The following is a 21,975-nucleotide window of genomic DNA, read 5'->3' on the forward strand; positions in this document are numbered from 1 at the left end:
GGTTCTACTTTTCCTTTTTCCACATTTGCGTCAGGGTTTTGCGAAACACTGCGCAGGTGAGGTTGTACATGGAATACGAAGCGGTCCTTCTGGATATTACCGATGATTTGGCGGTTTTGACATTGAACCGACCAGACAAGATGAATGCGCTGACGACGCAGATGCGAGCCGAGATCACCTATGCGATGAAAGAAGCGGCTCGCCATGCCAGGGCAATTGTTTTGACAGGGGCTGGGCCTGCGTTCTGTTCTGGCCAGGATCTAGGGGACGCGTCGAGCACAGGAAAGATCGATCTCGAACGAGCATTAAGGGATGAATATGAGCCTATGCTTGAGGCGGTTTACGACTGCCCGGTGCCAACGATCGCGGCCGTTAACGGGGCGGCAGCAGGGGCAGGGGCGAATCTTGCACTCTGTGCCGATGTCGTAATCGCAACCGAGAGCGCCTATTTCCTGCAGGCCTTTGCTCGGATCGGATTGCTGCCCGATGCTGGCGGAACTTGGTTCATGCCGCGTCAGATGGGATTTGCCAAAGCGATGGGGGCTGCTTTGTTTGCAGACAAGATCAGCGCGCGTCAGGCGGACGACTGGGGGTTGATCTGGGAAGCAGTCTCTGACGATCAGTTCGACGCGCATTGGCGCGAACGGGCCGCCTATCTGGCTAATGGCCCAACTGCCGGGTTCCGGGCAATCAAACAGGCGATCCGGGGGACCTACGATAGAACATTGCCGAAACAGCTTGCCGCCGAGGCGCACCTGCAAGGCGAATGCGGTAGAACCCGTGACTTTGCCGAAGGTGTGGTGGCATTTCTGGAAAAGCGCCCCCCGAAATTCGAGGGGCGCTGAGAGATCATTCAGGCGCGGCGGCGACGTCGTGTGCGTCGTTCAGGCACCGCCTCGTCGCCGGTGCCATCTGAGGCTGAGGTAAACGGACCAAGCGCCGATGTAATCTGATCCAGGGTCGGGCGATCTCCGCGTTGGCCGCTATCCAGTGCTTCCCGCATCTTGCGCAGATGCGCAGGCATGGTACCGCAGCACCCGCCAATAATTGTCGCACCTGCATCTCGGGCCATGGCGGCGTATTGGCCCATCAGTTCGGGCGTTCCGTCGTAGTGGATATGTCCGTCCACGTATTTCGGAATGCCCGCGTTTCCCTTGGAAATCAGCGGACGTTCGCTGCCCTGAGCAGCGAAACCAAGCACTGTACGTAAAATGTCGGACGCACCCGTACCGCAATTGGCCCCAAAGGCCACAGGGGGATTGGGCAGGGTTTCGACAATCATCGCCAGATCAGAGGATGTAACACCCATCATGGTCCGGCCCGCGGTGTCAAAGCTCATTGTGCCGCACCAGGGCATGTCGGCCAGTGCAAAGGCCTCGGCTGCGGCGCGGAACTCTTCTGGGGCGCTGATGGTCTCAAGCCACAGAACGTCTGCGCCTCCGGCTTTCAACGCCTCTGCCTGCTCATGAAACATCTCGACGGCTTCAGCATGCGAAAGGCTGCCAACGGGTTCCATGATTTCACCAGTCGGGCCAACGGAACCCGCCACAACAATTGGGCGGCCTGCTTTGTCTGCAACTTCACGACCCAGCTCTGCTCCGATACGGTTCAATTCGGTCACGCGGTTCTGGGCATCATGCAGTTTTAGACGTGCTGAGGTGCCGCCGAATGTGTTGGTGAGAAACAGATCGCTCCCAGCATCGACCGAGCCTTGATACAGCGCGCGAATCTTGTCGGGTGCATCGACGTTCCACAACTCAGGTGCATCACCAGATTGCAGGCCCATGTTGAACAGGTTCGTGCCCGTCGCACCATCCGCAAGAATGACGTCGACGGTTTCAAGTAGAGTGCTGAGCGCGTTTGTCATTGAGGTATTCCAAAAGTAAGGCCGTGGCCCGTCAAAATATGAGACGCCCCGTGTCTCATGACCGGGGCGTCAAATCAAATTCATAAAACTCATGAAGATCATGAGTTTTGCATTTTACGCAATCAATCTTCGGCTTCCGCCATAACCTGTTCCTTGGCTTCAATCAGCAGTTCGGCCATTTTCTCACGAATCTTGGCCTCGTCTGCAAGATCGCCAAGATAGCCTTTAACCGCCTCGACGACATCGTCCTCGCTGACATTCTGCAGATCGGTATGGACCAGTTCCTGGCCATATTTCCGCGCTTGCTCTACGGTTTCGCCCTTCAGTGTCGATGCCCAGACAGCCATAAACCGGTTACGGCGCATCCGCGCGATGAACTGCATCTTTTCGTCATGAGCGAATTTGCTTTCAAATGCGGCTTCGCGTTCGTCGAATGTGGTCATTGGTTGGGGACCCCTTGGCTTGAATTCTCTTTCCTGATGATATGACTATACGACGCCTCGGGCGCAAGGTATTTGCGCTGCGTCAAAGCCTCTCGGGGTCGCGAACTTGCGGGAAGGCGGGGCTTGCACTATGAGGGCGCCAACGTAAGGGGACTCATTCCCTTTCCCCAGCCTGGAAAGGTCGCTCATGGCGCGTCGCAAGAAGATTTACGAAGGTAAAGCCAAAATTCTGTATGAAGGCCCGGAACCGGGAACCATCGTGCAGTATTTTAAGGACGACGCCACTGCTTTCAACGCCGAGAAAAAAGATGTCATCGACGGCAAGGGTGTTCTGAACAATCGTCTGAGTGAATTCTTCATGACTGGTCTGGCCCAGATCGGGGTGCCAACGCACTTCATCCGCCGTCTTAACATGCGCGAACAACTGGTGCGGAATTGCGAGATCGTGCCGCTGGAAGTCATCGTGCGCAACTATGCCGCCGGAACGATGTCCAAGCGTCTCGGTATCGCCGAGGGGACTCAGCTGCCGCGCCCGATTGTTGAATACTGCTACAAGGACGATGCGCTGGGTGATCCGCTGGTGACTGAAGAGCACATCGCGGCATTCGGTTGGGCTAGCCAGCAAGACATGGACGATATCCTAAGCCTTGCACTGCGTGTGAATGATTTCATGAGCGGCGTGATGCTGGCGGTTGGCATTCGACTGGTCGATTTCAAGATTGAGATCGGGCGCGTCTTCGAAGGTGATTTCCAACGCCTGATCATTGCGGACGAGATCAGCCCCGACAGTTGCCGTCTTTGGGATATCGAAACCGGTCAGAAACTGGACAAGGATGTGTTCCGCCGCGACCTGGGCAGCCTGACGGATGCCTATTCGGAAGTAGCCCGTCGTCTTGGTGTTCTGCCCAAAAGTAATGTGACCAAGCCAACACTGATCAACTGATCTTGCCCCAGACGGGCAGGGTTGTCCGACACGCCCAAGCGGGGTATCCCGCGCGCAACGAAACGGATCGGAGAGCGGTCCACCAGTGGAGTTTTCGAAAAATGAAGGCACGTGTGCATGTGATGCTCAAGAACGGGGTTCTGGACCCGCAGGGTGAGGCAGTGCGTCACGCATTGGGTGCGATGGGTTTTGATCAGGTCGAAGGTGTCCGTCAGGGCAAAGTGATCGATTTGGAACTGGCCGACGGCGCGACCGAAGCGGACGTAACTAAAATGTGCGAAAAGCTGTTGGCCAACACGGTCATCGAACGCTTCGAGATCGAACTGCTCTGAGTTTTTCCGACCTAGGAGGGTCCGCCATGCGCGCAGCCGTCATCGTTTTCCCCGGTTCCAACTGCGATCGCGATCTCGCTGTCGCCTTCGAACAGGCCGGTTTTTCCGTCGATATGATCTGGCACAAGGATGCCGCGCTGCCCGAGGGTATCGATATCGTCGGTGTTCCGGGTGGATTTTCCTACGGCGACTATCTGCGCTGTGGCGCGATTGCAGCGCAGTCACCGATTTGCAAAGCGCTGGCTTCGCATACCGAGCGTGGTGGTTACGCCGTCGGTATCTGCAACGGGTTTCAAGTACTGACCGAAACTGGAATTCTGCCCGGCGCACTGCTGCGAAATGCCGGTCTGAAATACATCTGCAAAACTATCGGACTAAAAGTCGAAACCAGCGACAGTGCATTTACCGAAGGGTATAATGCCGGTGATGTGATCGATATCCCGATTGCCCATCATGATGGTAACTATTTCGCCGACGACGCGACCATTTCTGAACTTAAGGATCAGGATCGCATTGCCTTCACTTACGCCGAGAATCCCAACGGTTCGCGCGACGATATTGCGGGCATTTTATCACACAACCGCCGCGTGTTAGGCATGATGCCCCACCCCGAGCGGGCGGCGGATTCAGGCCACGGAGGCACCGATGGAACGGCGCTCTTCCGCGCATTGGCCGGGGTGCTGGCACCAGCGTGACTTGAGGTCATCAGTCGGGACGCGTAGCGTCGGGACATGACTGCCAAAGATCAATCAGACAGCAGCGGGTTCCTGAACCGACTGCGTGGCTCGCCAATGGGCTGGCGGTTGCGTCTAGCTGTGTTCTTGCTGCTGCTTGTAACGGTCGCCACGGTCTGGATTACCAACAGTCTTCTGACCAGCCGTTTCACAGAATCCACCCGCAACCGAGCTGAACTCCGTCTGGCGCTGTATTCCGGTAACTTGCTCAGTGAACTGCGTCGCAATTCCATCGTTCCGCAACTTCTTTCCAGAGACCCAACGCTGATCTCGGCGTTGCAGTCCAGTGACTACACGCTGTCGACTCAGCGGCTGATCTCTTTTGTAGAAGAAATCGGAGCGGCGTCGCTGGTTCTGTTGGACGGAGATGGGCTTACGGTGGCGGCAACCGATCGCAATCGATTGGGTGAGGGGCATCGTAGCTCTCCCTACTTCATTGATGCGATGCGATCGAATGCTACGATATTCTCGGTCATCCCGCGCGAGGCGGGGGGATACAGCTTTGTCTATTCACGCAGAATTGAAGCCAATGCAGAGATACTCGGGGTGATTGTGGTCGAGGTCGATTTGCAGAAATTCGAGCGCGCCTGGGCCGGGATTTCTGATGCCGTGATGGTGACAGACAGCACCGGTGCGATCATTCTGTCGACTGAACCGCAATGGCGTGGCTTGGAAGAAGGAAGCGCAATCCTGCGCCAGCCCCCTCAAAGTGCCATTCAACGTGCGATCCGCGCGACGGCCGACTGGAATGCGCTGCCGCCTGATGCTTACTTGCAGGGTGAAGCTGTGATGCGAATGGAAACTCGCATACCGTTCCGGGGCTGGCAGATGACATCGTTCACCACCTATTCGTCAATCCGGGAACGTGTGAACAGCGTCCTCGCGCTTGAAATCATGGCATTTGCGATTCTTCTGGCGCTCACCTTCTATGCGCTCAGTCGCAGGGCCACCTCGCGCATGACTTTGTTCCAGCGAGAGTCGGCGGAGCTTCGCGCATTGAACGCCAGGCTGCAGCGGGAAATCGCTGAGCGGGAAAGGGTTGAAAAGACGCTGGAAGTTGCCGAGCAAACGCTTGCTCAAAGCTCGAAGCTGGCGGCTCTGGGTGAGATGTCGGCAGCGGTGAGCCACGAGTTGAACCAGCCGCTGGCCGCTATGAAAACCTATCTGGCAGGCGCGCGTTTGCTTTTGCGTCGGAACCGACCCGAAGAAGCGCTGGCCAGTTTTGGTCGCATTGATGGTTTGATTGAACGGATGGGTGCGATCACGCGCCAGCTAAAGTCGTATGCCCGCAAGGGCGCGGATGCGTTTTCGCCTGTAAATCTAGGCGAAGCGCTGGCATCGAGCCTGTCGATGATGGAGCCGCAGCTCCGTCAAAGGCACGTTAAGATAACCCAGATTTTACCCGAAGTTCCTGTTATAGTGATGGGGGATCGGATGCGGATTGAACAGGTTATGGTCAATCTCTTGCGCAATGCGCTGGATGCCACCAAATCTGTAGCTGAACCTGATGTCGAAATTATCCTGGCCGCAGGAGATACTGCTGTACTGACCGTACGTGATAATGGCCACGGGATCGAAGATATCGAAAACCTGTTTGAGCCGTTTTATACCACCAAACGCCCCGGCGACGGTGTTGGTCTGGGGCTTGCCATCTCGTCCGGGATCGTGAACGACCATGGCGGACGTTTGACCGCACGAAACGGCCAACAGGGCGGCGCGGTGTTTGAGATGCAATTGCCCATTCTGGGAAGCGACGGCCTTGAGGCCGCGGAATAAAGGAAGTGACTATGGCACAGGCCATGAAAATCGCCATCGTGGATGATGAACAGGACATGCGCCAGTCGATTAGCCAGTGGCTGGCTCTGTCGGGGTATGACACGGAAACATTCGCCAGCGCCGAAGATGCGCTCAAGGTGCTTGGTCCGGAGTACCCAGGGATCGTGATCTCTGACATCAAAATGCCGGGCATGGATGGCATTCAGCTTTTGAAGAAATTGATGGGTGCGGATAGCACATTACCGGTGATAATGATCACGGGCCACGGCGATGTTCCAATGGCCGTCGAAGCCATGCGTGTGGGTGCCTTTGATTTTCTTGAGAAACCGTTCAATCCTGACAAAATGTCTGAACTGGCCAAGAGGGCCAGCAACGCACGACGTTTGACACTGGACAACCGGGCGCTGCGCCGTGAATTGTCGGGTGGCACTCAGATCATGAATAAGCTGATTGGCGCCAGCCCCGTCATGGAACGCTTGCGCGAGGATATTCTTGATCTGGGGCAGGCCGATGGTCACGTTCTGATCGATGGTGAAACGGGGACCGGGAAGACTTTGGTGGCACATGCCTTGCACGCTGTCGGGAGCCGGGCGGGCAAAAAGTTTGTACTGGTTTCTTGTGCCGCGTTGGAGGAGGAAGCGCTGTCGAAGCGCTTGTTTGGTCCGATGCTGCCAGAGGATACTCAGTTGCCTGCTATCGAAGAAGCACGAGGCGGGACATTGGTTTTGGAAGATGTCGAAGCGCTGAGCGATACGCTGCAGGCGCGTTTGCTGAGTGTTATGAACGAACAGGGGACGCCTGCGGAAACGCGGATCGTTGCGATCTCGAATCTGCAGGAGGCCGGCAAGACATCCGAGGATGTTTTGCGGCCTGACCTGTTCTACCGGCTTGCGGCCTTGCGCATCACGATGCCGCCGCTGCGTCAGCGCGGCGAGGATATCCTGACTCTGTTTACGCGCTTGAGCGAACAGTTTGCCGAGGAATATGGTTGCGATGCACCCCAAGTCAGCGCACAAGAAGCGGCGCAGCTATTGCAAGCCCCTTGGCCAGGGAATGTTCGTCAGTTGATCAATATTGCCGAGCGTGCAGTGCTTCAATCGCGACGCGGGTCAGGGACGATTGCGTCGCTGCTGATGTCAGATCATGAAGAGATGCAGCCCGTAATGACCACCGAGGGCAAGCCGCTAAAGGAATATGTCGAAGCTTTCGAACGGATGCTGATCGACAATACGATGCGCCGCCATAAAGGTTCGATCGCATCCGTGATGGAAGAGTTGTGCCTGCCGCGCCGAACTTTGAATGAAAAGATGGCAAAGTATGGATTGCAACGCTCCGATTACCTGTAGGCCGGAGAGGGGGCCAGCCCCCTCTTGAGCCTTAGGCTCAATTCACCCACGAGATATTTTCAGCCAGATGAGGAGATCCTGTGCTGTGATCTGTGGGTGTTATTCAGTTTGCCCATTGTCTTTTCCACAGGACTGCTTTTATTGTGTTCGGACGGGCCGGGCGATTTGACGCCCAGAAGTCCCGAATCATTGAGTTTCGCTGCTGATCTGCTGCTGAGGATCATGTCCACGCAGTTCAGCAGGCCGATTGTGCCCCAGCCGGGGCAACTGAGTACCTGAACCCGTTCTGGCGGGTGAAAGGAATAATGGGCAGGCCGCGGCCCTATCCCGTGCCTGTCGGAGAAGAACCGCGATGACGCGCGCGCAACGATTGAGTATACGGGCAGGGGGCCACAGCGCCGCACCCTGCCGCGCGCCGTCTGAAATCGCCCGTACAAGACACCTCCCCAAAAGCGCCTGTCCGCCTGGACGGGTCAGGACAACGCGTTTGGCGCGGTGCACCAAGGACACATGGCTAAGAAAATGCTTATCGATGCCACCCACGCGGAGGAAACCCGCGTTGTGGTGGTCGATGGAAACAAGGTTGAGGAATTTGACTTTGAATCCGAAAACAAACGCCAGCTTGCTGGCAACATCTATCTTGCAAAAGTAACGAGGGTTGAGCCGTCGCTTCAGGCGGCTTTTGTGGATTATGGCGGGAACCGGCACGGGTTTCTGGCGTTTTCTGAGATTCATCCGGATTATTATCAAATCCCGGTCGCCGACCGCGAAGCGCTGATGGAAGAAGAGCGCGCTTATGCCGAAGCCATGAGGGCACGGGATGAGGCGGAGGAATCCAAACCAAAAAAACGTCGCTCGCGCTCACGCAGCAAGGCGGCAGATGTGAAAACGGATGACCCGGTCGAAACCCTCGAAGTTTCGTCCGAACCCACCGGTATGGAAACCATCGATCTGGGAGATGAAACTGAGGAGACCGATCTATCGGTTCCCGAGGGGACTTCGCCCATGGAAACGGTTGCTGAGACCCCTGTAGAGGAACCGGCCGACGAAGCAGTTGACCAGTCGGAAGAGACCGCGATTGAGCAGGTTGCCGAGCAAGAGGCACCCAGCGCGGAAGATTCCTCTGAGGAGCAATCCGAAGCTGTTGCAGGGGATGTCACAGAAGGAGCATCCGAAGAGACTGCCGAGGATGCGGCTCAAGAAGAAGCCGTTGAGGGCTCTGTTGACACGGAGACCTCGGAGGAGGCTGATCAAGACGTGGACGAGAGCGAGGAGGCCAAGGCGCCGGACGCTGCCTCGAAAGACGACTCGATCGAATCCGTAGCGGATGAAGATGATAGCGAGGACATCCGTCCTCCGCGTAAACCGCGCCCACGCCGGTACAAGATTCAAGAAGTCATCAAGGTGCGCCAGGTTTTGCTGGTGCAGGTGGTCAAGGAAGAACGTGGCAACAAGGGTGCGGCGCTGACCACATATCTTTCGTTGGCCGGTCGTTATTGCGTGCTGATGCCAAACACGGCGCGCGGTGGAGGGATCAGCCGCAAGATCACCAACGCGGCCGACCGGAAAAAATTGAAGGACATCGCCTCGGAGATCGACGTACCAACAGGTGCGGGTCTGATCGTGCGCACGGCAGGGGCCAAGCGCACCAAGTCAGAGATCAAGCGCGACTATGAATACCTGCAACGTATGTGGGAACAGATTCGAGAACTGACGCTGCAATCCATCGCGCCGGCAAAGATTTACGAAGAAGGCGACCTGATCAAAAGGTCGATCCGCGATCTGTATAATCGTGATATCGATGAAGTTCTGGTTGAAGGTGAGGGCGGGTATCGCATCGCCAAAGACTTCATGAAGATGATCATGCCGTCCCATGCCAAGAACGTGAAACGGTATGAGGATGCGCTGCCACTGTTCGCGCGTTATCAAGTGGAGAGCTATCTGGCAGGGATGTTCAACCCGACGGTTCAGTTGAAATCGGGTGGCTACATCGTTATCGGCGTGACCGAAGCCTTGGTGGCAATCGACGTGAACTCGGGTCGGGCGACCAAAGAAGGCTCAATCGAGGAAACTGCGCTTAAAACGAACCTAGAGGCCGCAGAAGAGGTGGCACGCCAATTGCGTCTGCGCGATCTTGCGGGCCTGATCGTCATCGACTTCATTGATATGGACGAGCGTAAGAACAACTCGGCTGTTGAAAAACGCTTGAAGGACAAGCTGAAAACAGATCGCGCCCGTATTCAGGTGGGCCGGATTTCGGGCTTTGGTCTGCTTGAGATGAGCCGCCAACGTCTGCGGCCCGGTATGCTTGAAGCAACGACACAGCCGTGCCCGTCTTGCCATGGCACCGGTCTGATCCGATCGGATGACAATATGGCGCTGTCGATCTTGCGCCAGATCGAAGAAGAAGGCACCCGCCGCCGCTCACGCGAGGTTCTGGTGAGGTGTCCGGTCAGCATCGCCAATTTCCTGATGAACCAGAAACGTGAACATATCGCTCAGATCGAGGCGCGGTATGGTTTGTCGGTGCGCATCGAGGGGGATGTGCATCTGGTAAGCCCTGATTTCTCGATGGAGAAGTTCAAAACCGCCAGCCGCGTTGTTCCCGAGGCTACTGCCCCGGTGGTATCGGTGGATGCGTCCCTGATGGATTTGGTCGACGCCACCGAAGAGGAAGAAAGCGAAGAAGAAGTCACAGTACAGAACGAGGAAGAGGCCAAGCCGAAGCGCAAGCGTCGTCGGCGTCGGCGCAAAAAGAACGCGGGCGGTTCAGAGGCGTCTGATAGTGATACTGACGAAACTGAGGCCGAGAATAACGCTGAGGCGGCTGAACGGGCTGAAACTGTTGAGACCGAGCAGGCCGAGGCTGAACCGGTTAATGAGGAAGCGGCTGAGAAACCAGCCAAGCCCAAGAAGCGTCGGGCGCCGCGTCGCCGGAAAAAGGATGCAGATACTGACACCGGTGCCAACGAAACTCAGCCTGCCACAGATGACACGGCGGCTGAACAGGCGAACGAACCAGTTGCCTCCACAGTTGAGGTTTCCGACGCCGAACCAGAGCAAACCCCAGAAGCCCAGAACCCCGGGGAAGCACCCGAACCTGAGGTTGCCGAGGCTCAGCCAGTAGAAGCTTCTGAACAGGCTGAACCAGTGGCCATAGAGGCCGAGGAACAGCCAATAGAGATTGAACCTGAAGTTGTTGAGACTGAGACCCCGGAGCCTGTCTTGGAGGTTGTGACGGAAGAACCTGAACCTGCGCCAGCCAAGCCAAAGCGGCGCGGGTGGTGGTCACTCGGGCAATAATGAAAAGGCGGGCTGATTGGCCCGCCTTTTTCTTTAATACTATCGTGACGAGTCGCTAGTCGGATTTTCGGATCAAATAGATCTGATGACCATCTACACTGTCTTGTGAAATGAGCGTGTGACCCGCCTCAGTACAGAAATGCGGCACGTCGATTATCGCCGCCGGATCATCAGCAAGCAGGCGCAGGACGCCACCTACAGGTAAGGATTTAAGCCTTTTTCGGGCCTTGAGGACGGGAAGAGGGCATAACAATCCCAGCGCATCTAATGTATCTGTCTCATCTGTCATTTGGTTGAGATATTTCCAACAAGTGGCACTGTCCAGCGTGCAACCACGAGGATGTGACCGAATGGCCCCGTGACGAAACCCACTTGATACCATATGTGCTGATCCATGTTCGGAATTGAGATCATCGATGCAGGTCTTTTACCTGCCATGTTTGTCGCCTTGCTCGGCGGGCTGATCAGCTTTTTGTCGCCCTGCGTGTTGCCGATTGTGCCCCCCTATCTTGCGTATATGAGCGGCGTGACCATTCACGAGATGCAGGACGAGGCGCGCGCGCGGCGCAAGGCTACCCTGTCGGCGCTTTTCTTTGTTCTGGGTCTGTCGACGGTATTTCTTCTGCTGGGCTTCACAGCATCGGCCTTTGGGGCCTTCGTACTCCAGAATCAGGTGCTTTTTGCTAAATTGTCAGGCGCGGTGGTGATTGTTTTTGGCCTGCACTTTCTGAATGTGTTCCGTATCCCTCTGTTAGATCGCGAAGCGCGCGTTGATGCTGGAGAATCCGGTGGTTCCGTATTCGGGGCCTATATTCTGGGCCTGGCGTTTGCTTTTGGCTGGACGCCCTGCATCGGTCCTCAACTGGGGGCAATCTTATCGTTGGCCGCGTCAGAGGCGTCTGTCGCACGCGGCACGTTGTTACTAGGTGTTTATGCTGCAGGGCTGGGTATTCCGTTTCTTTTGGCCGCAATGTTCCTGAACCGCTCCATGGCCGTTATGAACCGTATCAAACCTCACATGGGTACGATCGAAAAGGTGATGGGTGGGTTGCTATTGTTCGTCGGTATCATGCTGATCACTGGGCTGTTCACGGAATTCAGCTGGTGGCTGCTTGAAACATTTCCGGCTTTGGCGAATTTTGGTTAACCCTCTGGCACTAAACGTGGATGGTTAAACAGCGGGTCTTACCTTGACCTTGCCGCTGCGCTAATCTGCGGATCAGAGGGCCGGGTCATGAGCAGTCAACAAACCCAACCACAGGTGCGCAAGCGCCGGGTGTTTTATATACCCGGCTATGATCCGATTCCCCCACGCCGCTATCGCGAACTCTATCGAAGAGAGAGCCGTACCCAGGCCGCGATATCTGGCTACGAGATCGAAGTGATCGGCAAAACCGATGGTGGAGCCTATGGTTGGCGCGTTCTTTCACATCAAGACGGTGTATCTGTTGAGACCGAGATCGAGGTTTTGGTTTGGGCTGATATCGTTAAGGATAGCATGGCGCGCTCGATACTGGCGACGTATTTTCAGATGGTACAGACCGCCTGGATCTACATATCAACGGGAACGCTTTGGCGCCTTATGCAATTGCGCAAGGGTCCGGTTATCGCCGCACTATATCCGGTAGGAATGTTATTGTCTCAACTTGCGCTGGCTTTGCTGGTTGGGTGGGGTGTTGCTGTTGGGTTAAGCACGTTCATGTGGTGGTGGTCTGTGCCGCCTGCTGCTGTGGCCGTTTACGCTCTGATGCGCAGGTTTCGAGCGATCGACAACCGATTGTTCGCCTATTACCTGATGCATGACTATGCGCATTCCGCACGTTTAAAAGGTGCATATTCACCTGAGCTGACAACGCGGCTTGACCAGTTTTCAGATCAGATTTTGCAGGCCCTCGGATCAGACGTTGATGAGGTTTTGGTCGTCGGCCATAGCTCTGGGGCTCATCTTGGCGTGACAGCCCTGGCTGAGGTTCTAAGGAGGCAGGGCAAGATCGGCGGGCCGGCCTTGTCATTCCTGTCATTGGGGCAGGTCGTGCCGATGGTTTCCTTTTTGCCAAAGGCCCGCGCATTGCGAACCGATCTGCAATATCTCTCGGGTAGCGAGGGACTGACCTGGGTCGATGTATCAGCACCCGGAGATGGCTGTGCGTTTGCCTTGTGTGATCCGGTAGCGGTTAGCGGAGTATCCCGACCCGGCAAACGCTGGCCGCTGGTACTGTCTGCAGCGTTCACTCAAACCCTTTCACCCGAGCGCTGGAAAAAGCTCAGGTGGCGGTTCTTTCGGCTGCATTTCCAGTATCTGTGCGCGTTCGATAGGCCCAATGATTACGACTACTTCAAAATAACCGCGGGCCCGCAAACGCTGGGAGAAAGGTTTGCTAACCGAACACCTTCGCGTTCACGCATTGAACGCACCATTTCGAAACACACTACGGTGGCGGCATGAGGCCACCTAAACCTGCTTCACGACCCGACAAGGTTTCACTCTGGCGGTATATGCGTTTATTTCGACAGGACCTTCTGTCGGCGCAACCTCAACGTTTGTATCGGGCCTGGATGGCTGAGTTTCGGACGCCTTTCTTTCGATCGTTCCTGATCAACCAACCGGAACTGATCCGCACTGTGTTGAAAGATCGACCCGATGTGTTTCCCAAATCAAGCCGCATCAGCGAAGGTTTGCGCCCGCTGCTGGGGCAGTCCGTGTTTCTGACCAATGGGGCGGTCTGGAAGCAGCAGCGCAGGATCATCGATCCTGCGTTTGAAGGTGGCCGATTGAAAGACACATTTCCTGCGATGGTAGATGCGGCGCAAGCTTGCGTCGACAGGCTTGAGGTGCGCATTGGGCAGGACGTGGAATGTGAAGAGATCACCAGCCACGTGGCCGCAGATGTCATCTTTAGAACCTTGTTCTCGGTTCCGATTGAGCATGAGGTAGCTGCGCAGGTTTTTGAAAAGTTCAGGATCTATCAGCGCGAACAACCTTTGTTGAACCTAGCAGCCTTTGTACCGCTTCCCAGATGGGCCCCCCGGTTACATTCGCGCAAGACGCGTCAGACCGCCCGACAAATACGCGCTCTGATCAGCCAACTAACACTTGACCGAGCAGCAGCAATCAAGAACGGAACAGCACCTGATGATCTCGCCACAAAGATCATGACGACTAACGATCCAGAGACAGGCAAATGCTTTGACGCGCAAGACATGGTCGATCAGGTAGCCATTTTCTTTCTCGCGGGGCATGAAACCAGCGCATCAGCGTTGGCATGGGCTCTGTATCTACTGACCTTGTATCCCGATTGGCAGGATAAGCTGGCAGAAGAGGCGCAAGCGCTGGATACACCCGAATTCTCGGCCATGTCCCACCTACGACTTAGCCGCGACGTATTTCGTGAGGCGCTGCGCCTGTACCCACCTGTTCCAATGATGGTGCGTGAAGCCTCCTGTCCGGAAAAATTCCGTGACAGAGATATTCCACAAAAATCTCAGATCGTAGTCAGCCCCTGGCATTTACATCGCCACGAACGTTTATGGGACAGACCAGACGAATTTGACCCCGGGCGATGGGCAACAGAGAATGGAAAGTCATGTCAACGCGACGCCTACATCCCATTTTCTGCCGGCCCTCGGGTTTGCACAGGTGCGGGGTTTGCCATGGTTGAGGGTCCTCTCATACTGTCGATGCTGCTGCGTCGATATCGCTTCGAAACAATCGAAGGCAAAACGCCCGTACCGGTCGCACATCTGACCGTCAGATCAAAGGATGGGATTTGGTTGCGCCTAGTTGAGCGCTAACAAACTACCATCGTTCGTCGGCTTGCTGTATGCGGTTGGAAAATGCGGAATCATATTGAACGGGAATGAGTTATGTCGAAAGCAGAACAGCGCGCGCAGATGTCCGAAGGCGCAGGATTTATTGCAGCCCTGGATCAAAGCGGCGGTTCAACCCCAAAAGCACTGGCTTTGTACGGCGTTGATGCCTCTGGGTATAACTCGGACGAAGAGATGTTCGGAGAGATCCAGAAGATGCGCGCCCGGATCATTCTGGCAGAAGATTTCACCAAGGAAAAAGTGATCGGGGCGATCCTGTTCGAACGAACGCTGAGTGAAGAAATCGAAGGCAAGAAGGTCGCAGATTACCTATGGTCGGTCAAAAACATCGTGCCATTTCTGAAGATCGACAAAGGGCTTGAGGATCAAGCTAATGGCGTTCAAATGATGAAGCCTATCCCGGGGCTGGCAGAAACCCTGTCCAAAGCGGATGGCGTTTTTGGAACCAAGGAGCGCTCGGTCATCCACGAAGCCAATGCGCAGGGCATCGCGGATGTTGTTGCACAGCAATTTGAAGTGGCCCGGGTCGTTACAGACGCAGGCATGGTGCCGATTGTCGAGCCTGAAGTAAACATCCATTCGGAAACCAAAGCCGAGGCCGAAGACATCTTGAAATCAGAAATCCTGAAGAACCTCGATCAATTGGCCGAGGGGCAGGAGGTGATGCTGAAGCTTACCATTCCAAGTCAGGCCAACTTGTATGACGAGGTAGCCGACCACCCACGTGTCCTGCGCGTGGTTGCGCTGTCGGGTGGATATTCGACCGAGCAGGCTTGTGACCTGCTTGGCAAGAACAGCAAGATGATCGCGTCTTTCTCTCGCGCGCTGACTGAAGGCTTGTCCAAGCAACAATCCGATGCGGAATTCAATGCAGCGCTCGGAAGCAACATTGACAATATCTACCGCGCCTCGATCTGATCGCAGGAGATTTTATTCTGGCTTGATGAAATCGCGGCGCATTTGCGTCGCTTTTTCGCGCATGGCACATCCGACTGCGTGATCATTAATCAACCCCATGGCCTGCATGAAGGCAAACACGGTCGTAGGACCGACGAATTTCCAGCCGCGTTTTTTCAGATCTTTCGACATCGCAATGGATTCTGCCGAAGTGGATGCGCTTTGCGGGGCAAGTGGCGTCTCAGGCTCGTACCTCCAGACATACGCTGCCAATGATCCTTCAGCTGCGATTAGGTCCTGCACGCGACCGGCGTTATTGATCACGGCTTCGATCTTGCCGCGGTGACGTACGATGCCTTTGTCGTCCAGAAGACGATTGATATCTGCATCAGAAAACTCTGCTATCTTGTTGAAATCAAAGTTTCTAAACGCTGCTCTGAAATTCTCGCGTTTTGACAGAATGGTGCGCCAGCTCAGGCCTGACTGAAAGCTTTCAAGGCATAGTTTTTCAAACAACCGTCTGTCGTCGGAAACGGGATATCCCCATTCGTTGTCATGATAGTCGAAGAATTCAGGGGCGGCGTTGCACCACGCGCACCGAGGCTTTCCATCTGGGCCCGTTGCCAAATCGCTCATGAATGTACCCTTTTTGTTCCCCGCGAGGATAAGCGACGCGATTGGCTGAAATCAAGCAATCATTCAGTTTGACGATACCAATTCAGAATGAAAACGCGAATGGCCGAAGCTAACCCGGTTTCAGGATCACGTTTTGCATCAATATTTGCCGCCAGAACATTGATTGGAATATCTTTTTTCCGCGCAATGTCACGGAGTGCCTGCCAGAATTCATCCTCAAGCGAAACGGATGTTCGATGACCTTGCAAGGTCAGGGAGCGTTTGACAGGCCGCCCGCTCATTCGTCGACCTTGTGACCGTCGAGGTCGCGGCGCTGGCGCATTTGCTCCAGCTTTACCACAGCTTTCTCGGATTTGGTCTGTCCGTGTTTCGCAGCGTTTGCATCTGCACGGGCCTTCTTTTCGGCCCGCGCTTTCTCTTTTCGATACCGGTTCAGGTTGACCGGCTTGCCCATCAGTTCTTGGGCCCGATCATCTTCTCTGGGCGGACAACTGCATCGAAGGTTTCTTCGTCGACAAAGCCCAGCGCAATTGCTTCTTCCTTGAGAGTCGTGCCATTCTTGTGCGCCGTCTTTGCGACGGTTGTGGCGTTGTCATACCCAATGGTGGGGGCCAGAGCTGTCACCAGCATTAACGACTCTTTCATCAGTTTATCGATGCGCGGTTCATTGGCTTTGATGCCTAGTAGCATCCGTTCGGTAAAGCTGTCGGTCGCATCACCCAACAGTTGGATGGATTGCAACAGGTTATACGACATCATTGGGTTATAGACATTCAGTTGGAAATGTCCTTGCGAGCCAGCAAACTTCATTGCTGCGTCATTGCCCATCACGTGCGCGGCCACTTGTGTCAACGCTTCGGCCTGGGTCGGATTGACTTTGCCAGGCATGATAGACGAGCCGGGTTCGTTCTCGGGCAGGATAAGTTCACCTAGGCCCGAGCGGGGTCCCGAACCTAACAGACGAATATCATTTGCGATTTTATAGCAGGATCCGGCGATCGTGGCCAAAGCACCGGACAGGAAGACCATGGCGTCATGAGCGGCCAACGCTTCGAATTTGTTCGGTGCAGTAACGAAGGGAAGGCCGGTGATTTCGGCCATATTCTTGGCGACAGCCTCGTCCCAACCGTCATGAGTATTCAATCCAGTACCAACGGCGGTGCCACCTTGTGCCAGTTCATAAATGCCGGGCATCGAGGCTTCGACCCGCGCAATCCCCTGACGAATCTGATGCGCGTAACCGCCGAATTCCTGTTCCAGTGTCAGTGGGGTGGCGTCCTGTGTGTGGGTGCGACCGATCTTGATGATCCCGGCGAACTCTCTCGCCTTGGCCTCCAGCGCGGACGCAAATTTCTCGAGCCCTGGCATCAGCACATCTCGTACACTCATTGCGGTGGCGATGTGCATAGCAGTAGGAAAGGTATCGTTCGAGGACTGACCCATGTTGCAATGATCGTTCGGATGCACTGGCTCTTTCGAGCCGATCACGCCACCCAAAATCTCGATCGCGCGGTTTGCGATGACCTCGTTCGAGTTCATGTTGGATTGAGTACCCGATCCGGTTTGCCAGACGACCAAGGGGAAGTTGTCATCAAACTTACCCTCGAATACTTCTCCTGCGGCCTGAATAATCGCGTCAGCGATCTTATCATCCAACTTGCCCGTCGCCTTGTTTTCCATTGCGCAGGCCTGCTTGATCACGCCCAGCGCACGCACAATTGCGACGGGTTGTTTTTCCCACCCGATTGGGAAGTTCATGATCGAGCGTTGTGTTTGTGCGCCCCAGTATTTGTCGGCGGGCACCTCAAGAGGGCCAAAGCTGTCGGATTCGGTACGGGTTTTAGACATCGGTCGCTCCGGTCTGGTATGCAGTCGTATGCCGTTTAACCGCAGCGGGGCTGAGGCGCAATCGGCCAGTTGAGCGCACCATAAACCTAGGCCGGACAAAGGTATAGACGAAGCGCCGCACCAATTAATTTCTGTTAGCGAAAACAGTGCCATTGTGCGCAGACGGACTAAAGTTAGAATGTAGTTACATAGAGGACGGAGTCAGCCATGCGAGTATCATTTATGAACAGACCCCTGCATGCGGTTGCGTTGGCGTTTGCCGCATGTATCTGGCTGGCCGCATCTTTACAGCAAGCCAACGCGACCAACATTGAGCCTTTTGTCGGCGATTATACTGGATCTGCCGAAGTTATTGACGCCGATGGTACTTCGACGCCTCGGGATATGAGTGTTTCAATCCATGAGATTAAAGGTGGTTTCAACGTAAGTTGGACCACCACGACCTACAAAGCAGATGGGCGCATCAAGGATGAGAAATATTCGGTTGATTTTCAAAGCTCGGATCGTGCGGATGTTTATTCTGCCGCGATGAAACGCAACGTGTTCGGGCACGAGGTGCCGCTTGACCCGATGAAAGGTGAACCATTTGTCTGGGGCAGGATTGAAGGCGACACTCTGACTGTATTTTCGTTGTTCATCGCAGAAAATGGGGGCTACGAGTTGCAACAGTTTGACCGGACCTTGGCAGATGGCGGTCTGGATTTGTCATTTTCGAGGTTCCGGGACGGAGTCAAATCACGCTCGGTCGAGACATTTTTGAAAAAGAAGTAAACCCCGCATAAAGCGGGGCTTTATCTGATCACTTGCGGAAGCTATCCAGCGAAACAACATCCGCATCATGGTGCTGTGGTTCCGGTTCTTCCGCTTCCAGTTCGATTGGGGCTTCATCCGCCACAAAGACTTCGTCGTCCTCATCCTCGGGGCTTTCAAAGCGCAAGCCAAACTCGACCGAAGGATCAACGAAGGTTTTTATTGCCATATACGGTATGTACAGCGGCTCAGGCGCATCGCCGAAATTCAGGGTGATCGAAAATCCTTCTTCACCGACTTCGAGATTCTCGAACCAATGCTGCATGACGATCGTCATTTCACCGGGATACCGCTCTCGTAGCCAGTCAGCCAGTTCAACGCCTTCATATCGTGTATCTAAGGTGATGAAGAAATGATGTGCTCCGGGCAGGCCAGTCTTGGACACATCCGTCAGGACGGTCTTGATCAGGCCCCGCATGGCCGTGTGCATCAGATTCCCGTAGTCGATGTCTTGCGACATGTTTGATCCTCGAAAGTGGTTATTACCAGCATAGTTCATTCGGACGGAAACGAAAGGCCGTGCTGGGCTGTATTGATCACAAAAACTGCAACCCGATCCCGGCCAGAACCATAATTCCTAATGTGGTCGCTAAACCGGATTTCATACGGAAAATCAACAGGCCAGCTAGCACCGTAAGAACAAGCGCCCTGATATCGAGCGTAGCAGGATCGGGCAGGGGGATTGACACAGGTCCCAATGACCAACCGGGGAGAGAGCCAAACAGAACGTTCAACCCAAACCACACGGAGAGGTTGAGAATCACTCCGACAACCGCAGCCGTGATGCCGTGCATAGCGGCCCCAAGCCGAGGGCGTGCTGCAATTCTGTCCAGTTGTGGCGCTGCGAGGAAGATCCAGAGGAAGCAAGGAACAAATGTCGCCCATAAAGCGACAACTCCGGCCGCCAGCGCAAGTGATGGCCCTCCGGCAACCTGTCCAGTCAGCATCGCCACAAATTGCGTCACAAGGATTAGAGGTCCCGGCGTGGTTTCGGCCAGGCCAAGCGCGTCGATCATCTGATCCGTGCTGATCCATTGGTATGTGTCCACAACGGTCTGGGTCATATAGGCCAGCACCGCATAAGCTCCTCCAAAGGTGACGACGGCAAGACGGGCAAAAAACCAACCCAAATCGGTGAGTAATTCTTGCCCTGACAATTGCAAGAAAAACAGAGGCCCCAGCCACAATATGAGCCAGAATACTGCCGTTTGAACGGGTTTACCTAATGCCGGGCTTGCCTGGACGGCTGTAGGAGCTTGGCCTTTGGACGTGGCAAAGCCCCAAAGGGCCGCGCAGAAAATGATCAGAGGGAATGGCAGGTTGAACAGAAATATTCCAAGAAACGCGAGCCCGGCGATCATCTGATGTTCGGTATCGGTCAACGCCTTTTTCGACAGATTACGCAAGGCTTGAAGAACGATGATAATGACGGTGGCTTTGATGCCCAAAAACCCCGCCTGAACCAGTGGCAATGTACCATACGCTGCATACAGCGCTACAAGTATTGCAATGACCAGCGCCCCGGGCAGGACAAACAAGCCACCTGCAATCAAGCCTCCGGTCACACCACGCAATCGCCAACCCGCGTATGTTGCCAGCTGCATGGCCTCGGGTCCCGGCAATAACATGCATAACGAAAGCGCGCGTAGATAGGTTTGCTCGTCCAGCCAGGGGCGTTTCTCGACGAGTTCCTGATGCATCAGTGAAATCTGCGCCGCTGGCCCACCAAAGGACAAAAGCCCAATACGCCCGAAAACGCTGAACAACTCACGGTACGATGGTGTCATTTCCCGTGACCTGCTGGCCAGTCATGTGTTTCACCAGATCCATCCCGCGCCCATCGATAAAGCGCATCGTAGATATGTAGACCAGCCTCCAGTTGTTGCTGATCGTCCCGATATTGGCGCGACAGTCCGACCGATATTGCCAATAATCCAGCAGCTTCAGGGGCTAAATCGTGCTTGTTGGTGTCTGCAGCGCGTATGATGGTGGCCAATCGGTCCATTGGTTCTGAATGCAGGTTGAACACGTCCAGCATGGTATCGAAGGTGCATTTCTCACCGCGATGGCTCCAGTCGACACCTTCAACGTCAAAGGGGGTGGCGCCGAAATGCTCCGCCACTCCCTGTATTTCGGCAGGCGCCACAAAAAGGAAGCGCGCTTGAGTGTCGACAAACCTTCGGATTAACCAAGGGCACGCAATGCGATCAATCTTGGGGCGATGTCGTGTCACCCAAATCGTACCGCCCTGGACAATCTCAGGCAGGGCAGAAACAGGCACGGAGGGTGCCCCAGGCAGATCGCGCCAGGCAAACATGCCGCCCTCAAGATATTCGGACATTACGCCTTCGGATTGCAGCCAAGAAACGACACCTTGGCTTAGTTTCCTGCCTTTTTGACAAATCACAACAGAAGAGCGATCTCCGATCCTTTCTCTGATTTTGTCAACATCTTTGAAGGAACGACGAATAGCGCTCGGAACAAGCACAGGGTCGTCCGCAAAATCCGCCTCGGTTCGCACGTCGATAAGGACAGGCGCCTTGGGTGTACCGATTAAGCGAAGCAGTTGTCGGGGTGTTATTGCATTGGGGGCAGCCATTGCATGTTTCCTTGTGGCTTTGGATACATGCGAACTTGGGCTGCCGCCTCACGGGGTGTTCGCAAGCTTACCCCTTGAACCTCTGCTATCGCGTGGATGCGGTAGGGGTCAAGCTTGCGGTTGTGGTTTAACCGACCCAGTCCAACCTTTGCCCAGTCATGCAAACCGGAAGCGTATCCTGCGGGAACTGCCCAAGCTGCTCAAAGAGTGAAATGAAATCGAACTGATTATACGCCTCGACCATTTTCTCGCCTTTGAATCGGGCCATGACTTGCCCGGTAACCTCTAATGGTGCGCCGTTGTCAGCCCGAAAAGTACGGACATGAAGAACTCCGGACACCCAATCACCGTTTTCAATGATTTTGGGGAGGTCGACCTTGATTTCGCCCAGCACATGTCGGAAGGCCATGACCAGATCGCGAAAATCATCGGCTCCAACTTGCATTTCAGGTATCAACCCCTCGGCCATGGCGTCTGGTGCAAAAAACTGATCGATTGCGTCGGTATTGCCCTGTTCCCAAACCTCAGAATACCACGCCCTAAGCCTGTCAGAATTCGTCATCTTAACCCTCCTGTCGCCTGGACAGAAATGTGGGATAAACAAGTGAATAAA

23 protein-coding genes are annotated in these 21,975 nt (G+C 55.0%); 12 read left to right on the forward strand and 11 right to left on the reverse strand.

The window, feature by feature from the left end; translation table 11 throughout:
- Nucleotides 1–68: 68 nt before the first annotated feature.
- Nucleotides 69–845 (forward strand): enoyl-CoA hydratase-related protein, encoded by a 777-nt coding sequence (locus tag ACR0DU_RS02575; protein ID WP_170469967.1) that lies wholly within the window; start codon nt 69–71, stop codon nt 843–845.
- 8 nt (nt 846–853) lie between these two features.
- On the opposite strand, the gene bmt is transcribed toward ACR0DU_RS02575, so the two are convergent.
- A complete protein-coding gene (gene bmt / locus ACR0DU_RS02580; RefSeq protein ID WP_480651171.1) occupies nt 854–1,867 on the reverse strand; it encodes a betaine--homocysteine S-methyltransferase in 1,014 nt (337 codons plus the stop codon).
- Between the two features lie 122 nt (nt 1,868–1,989).
- Entirely contained in the window at nt 1,990–2,310 is a 321-nt protein-coding gene (locus tag ACR0DU_RS02585) for a DUF1476 domain-containing protein (RefSeq protein ID WP_480872318.1), read from the reverse strand.
- 187 nt (nt 2,311–2,497) lie between these two features.
- On the opposite strand from ACR0DU_RS02585, the gene purC reads away from it, so the two are divergent.
- The 6 genes from purC to ACR0DU_RS02615 all read left to right on the forward strand — a co-directional run bounded on the left by purC (nt 2,498) and on the right by ACR0DU_RS02615 (nt 10,744).
- Nucleotides 2,498–3,253: a phosphoribosylaminoimidazolesuccinocarboxamide synthase gene (purC, locus tag ACR0DU_RS02590; protein ID WP_010439911.1), complete on the forward strand. Its 756-nt coding sequence runs from the start codon at nt 2,498–2,500 to the stop codon at nt 3,251–3,253.
- A gap of 101 nt (nt 3,254–3,354) precedes the next feature.
- The gene (gene purS / locus ACR0DU_RS02595) at nt 3,355–3,585 is read left to right on the forward strand and encodes a phosphoribosylformylglycinamidine synthase subunit PurS (protein WP_010439914.1); all 231 of its coding nucleotides are present in this window, start codon (nt 3,355–3,357) and stop codon (nt 3,583–3,585) included.
- Between the two features lie 26 nt (nt 3,586–3,611).
- Nucleotides 3,612–4,280: a phosphoribosylformylglycinamidine synthase subunit PurQ gene (purQ, locus tag ACR0DU_RS02600; RefSeq protein WP_480872320.1), complete on the forward strand. Its 669-nt coding sequence runs from the start codon at nt 3,612–3,614 to the stop codon at nt 4,278–4,280.
- A 36-nt stretch (nt 4,281–4,316) separates the two neighbouring features.
- Nucleotides 4,317–6,095 (forward strand): sensor histidine kinase, encoded by a 1,779-nt coding sequence (locus tag ACR0DU_RS02605; protein ID WP_480872322.1) that lies wholly within the window; start codon nt 4,317–4,319, stop codon nt 6,093–6,095.
- A gap of 11 nt (nt 6,096–6,106) precedes the next feature.
- Nucleotides 6,107–7,441, forward strand: coding sequence for a sigma-54-dependent transcriptional regulator (locus tag ACR0DU_RS02610; RefSeq protein WP_010439922.1), 1,335 nt, complete (start codon nt 6,107–6,109; stop codon nt 7,439–7,441).
- A gap of 510 nt (nt 7,442–7,951) precedes the next feature.
- Entirely contained in the window at nt 7,952–10,744 is a 2,793-nt protein-coding gene (locus ACR0DU_RS02615; protein WP_480872324.1) for an Rne/Rng family ribonuclease, read from the forward strand.
- 55 nt (nt 10,745–10,799) lie between these two features.
- Here ACR0DU_RS02615 and ACR0DU_RS02620 read toward each other — a convergent pair whose 3' ends face one another.
- Entirely contained in the window at nt 10,800–11,033 is a 234-nt protein-coding gene (locus ACR0DU_RS02620; protein ID WP_480872326.1) for a sulfurtransferase TusA family protein, read from the reverse strand.
- 105 nt (nt 11,034–11,138) lie between these two features.
- Here ACR0DU_RS02620 and ACR0DU_RS02625 point away from each other — a divergent pair, with 105 nt between their 5' ends.
- From ACR0DU_RS02625 to ACR0DU_RS02640, 4 genes are all read left to right on the forward strand, one after another.
- On the forward strand, nt 11,139–11,891 hold the full coding sequence (locus ACR0DU_RS02625) for a cytochrome c biogenesis CcdA family protein (RefSeq protein WP_010439928.1): 753 nt from the start codon (nt 11,139–11,141) through the stop codon (nt 11,889–11,891).
- Nucleotides 11,892–11,978: 87 nt separating this feature from the next.
- Nucleotides 11,979–13,190: a hypothetical protein gene (locus tag ACR0DU_RS02630; RefSeq protein ID WP_480872328.1), complete on the forward strand. Its 1,212-nt coding sequence runs from the start codon at nt 11,979–11,981 to the stop codon at nt 13,188–13,190.
- Complete coding sequence (locus ACR0DU_RS02635) at nt 13,187–14,536, forward strand: cytochrome P450 (protein WP_480872329.1); 1,350 nt, start codon at nt 13,187–13,189, stop codon at nt 14,534–14,536. The genes ACR0DU_RS02630 and ACR0DU_RS02635 overlap by 4 nt, the downstream gene beginning before the upstream one ends.
- Before the next feature lie 72 nt (nt 14,537–14,608).
- Nucleotides 14,609–15,490, forward strand: a complete 882-nt coding sequence (locus ACR0DU_RS02640; protein WP_480872331.1) for a fructose bisphosphate aldolase — start codon at nt 14,609–14,611, stop codon at nt 15,488–15,490.
- 12 nt (nt 15,491–15,502) lie between these two features.
- Here the strand turns inward: ACR0DU_RS02640 and ACR0DU_RS02645 are convergent, their stop codons facing one another.
- From ACR0DU_RS02645 to fumC, 4 genes are read right to left on the reverse strand one after another with little or no spacing between them, the layout of a single operon-like run.
- Entirely contained in the window at nt 15,503–16,105 is a 603-nt protein-coding gene (locus ACR0DU_RS02645) for a DNA-3-methyladenine glycosylase I (RefSeq protein ID WP_480872333.1), read from the reverse strand.
- A gap of 59 nt (nt 16,106–16,164) precedes the next feature.
- Nucleotides 16,165–16,386, reverse strand: coding sequence for a ribbon-helix-helix domain-containing protein (locus ACR0DU_RS02650; RefSeq protein ID WP_480872335.1), 222 nt, complete (start codon nt 16,384–16,386; stop codon nt 16,165–16,167).
- On the reverse strand, nt 16,383–16,559 hold the full coding sequence (locus ACR0DU_RS02655; protein ID WP_010439938.1) for a DUF4169 family protein: 177 nt from the start codon (nt 16,557–16,559) through the stop codon (nt 16,383–16,385). Before ACR0DU_RS02655 ends, ACR0DU_RS02650 begins: the two co-directional genes overlap by 4 nt.
- Complete coding sequence (fumC, locus tag ACR0DU_RS02660) at nt 16,559–17,953, reverse strand: class II fumarate hydratase (RefSeq protein ID WP_480714969.1); 1,395 nt, start codon at nt 17,951–17,953, stop codon at nt 16,559–16,561. Before fumC ends, ACR0DU_RS02655 begins: the two co-directional genes overlap by 1 nt.
- Before the next feature lie 207 nt (nt 17,954–18,160).
- Between fumC and ACR0DU_RS02665 the strand changes: the two genes are divergently transcribed.
- On the forward strand, nt 18,161–18,724 hold the full coding sequence (locus tag ACR0DU_RS02665) for a hypothetical protein (RefSeq protein ID WP_480872336.1): 564 nt from the start codon (nt 18,161–18,163) through the stop codon (nt 18,722–18,724).
- Between the two features lie 28 nt (nt 18,725–18,752).
- Here the strand turns inward: ACR0DU_RS02665 and ACR0DU_RS02670 are convergent, their stop codons facing one another.
- The 4 genes from ACR0DU_RS02670 to ACR0DU_RS02685 all read right to left on the reverse strand — a co-directional run bounded on the left by ACR0DU_RS02670 (nt 18,753) and on the right by ACR0DU_RS02685 (nt 21,924).
- On the reverse strand, nt 18,753–19,223 hold the full coding sequence (locus ACR0DU_RS02670) for an SspB family protein (protein WP_480872338.1): 471 nt from the start codon (nt 19,221–19,223) through the stop codon (nt 18,753–18,755).
- Between the two features lie 76 nt (nt 19,224–19,299).
- Nucleotides 19,300–20,550, reverse strand: a complete 1,251-nt coding sequence (gene chrA / locus ACR0DU_RS02675; protein WP_480872340.1) for a chromate efflux transporter — start codon at nt 20,548–20,550, stop codon at nt 19,300–19,302.
- On the reverse strand, nt 20,547–21,362 hold the full coding sequence (locus ACR0DU_RS02680) for a chromate resistance protein ChrB domain-containing protein (RefSeq protein ID WP_480872342.1): 816 nt from the start codon (nt 21,360–21,362) through the stop codon (nt 20,547–20,549). The genes chrA and ACR0DU_RS02680 overlap by 4 nt, the downstream gene beginning before the upstream one ends.
- 127 nt (nt 21,363–21,489) lie before the next feature.
- On the reverse strand, nt 21,490–21,924 hold the full coding sequence (locus tag ACR0DU_RS02685; RefSeq protein WP_480872344.1) for an ester cyclase: 435 nt from the start codon (nt 21,922–21,924) through the stop codon (nt 21,490–21,492).
- Nucleotides 21,925–21,975 lie beyond the last annotated feature (51 nt).

The sequence above is a fragment of the Ruegeria sp. G2 genome, assembly GCF_056533505.1.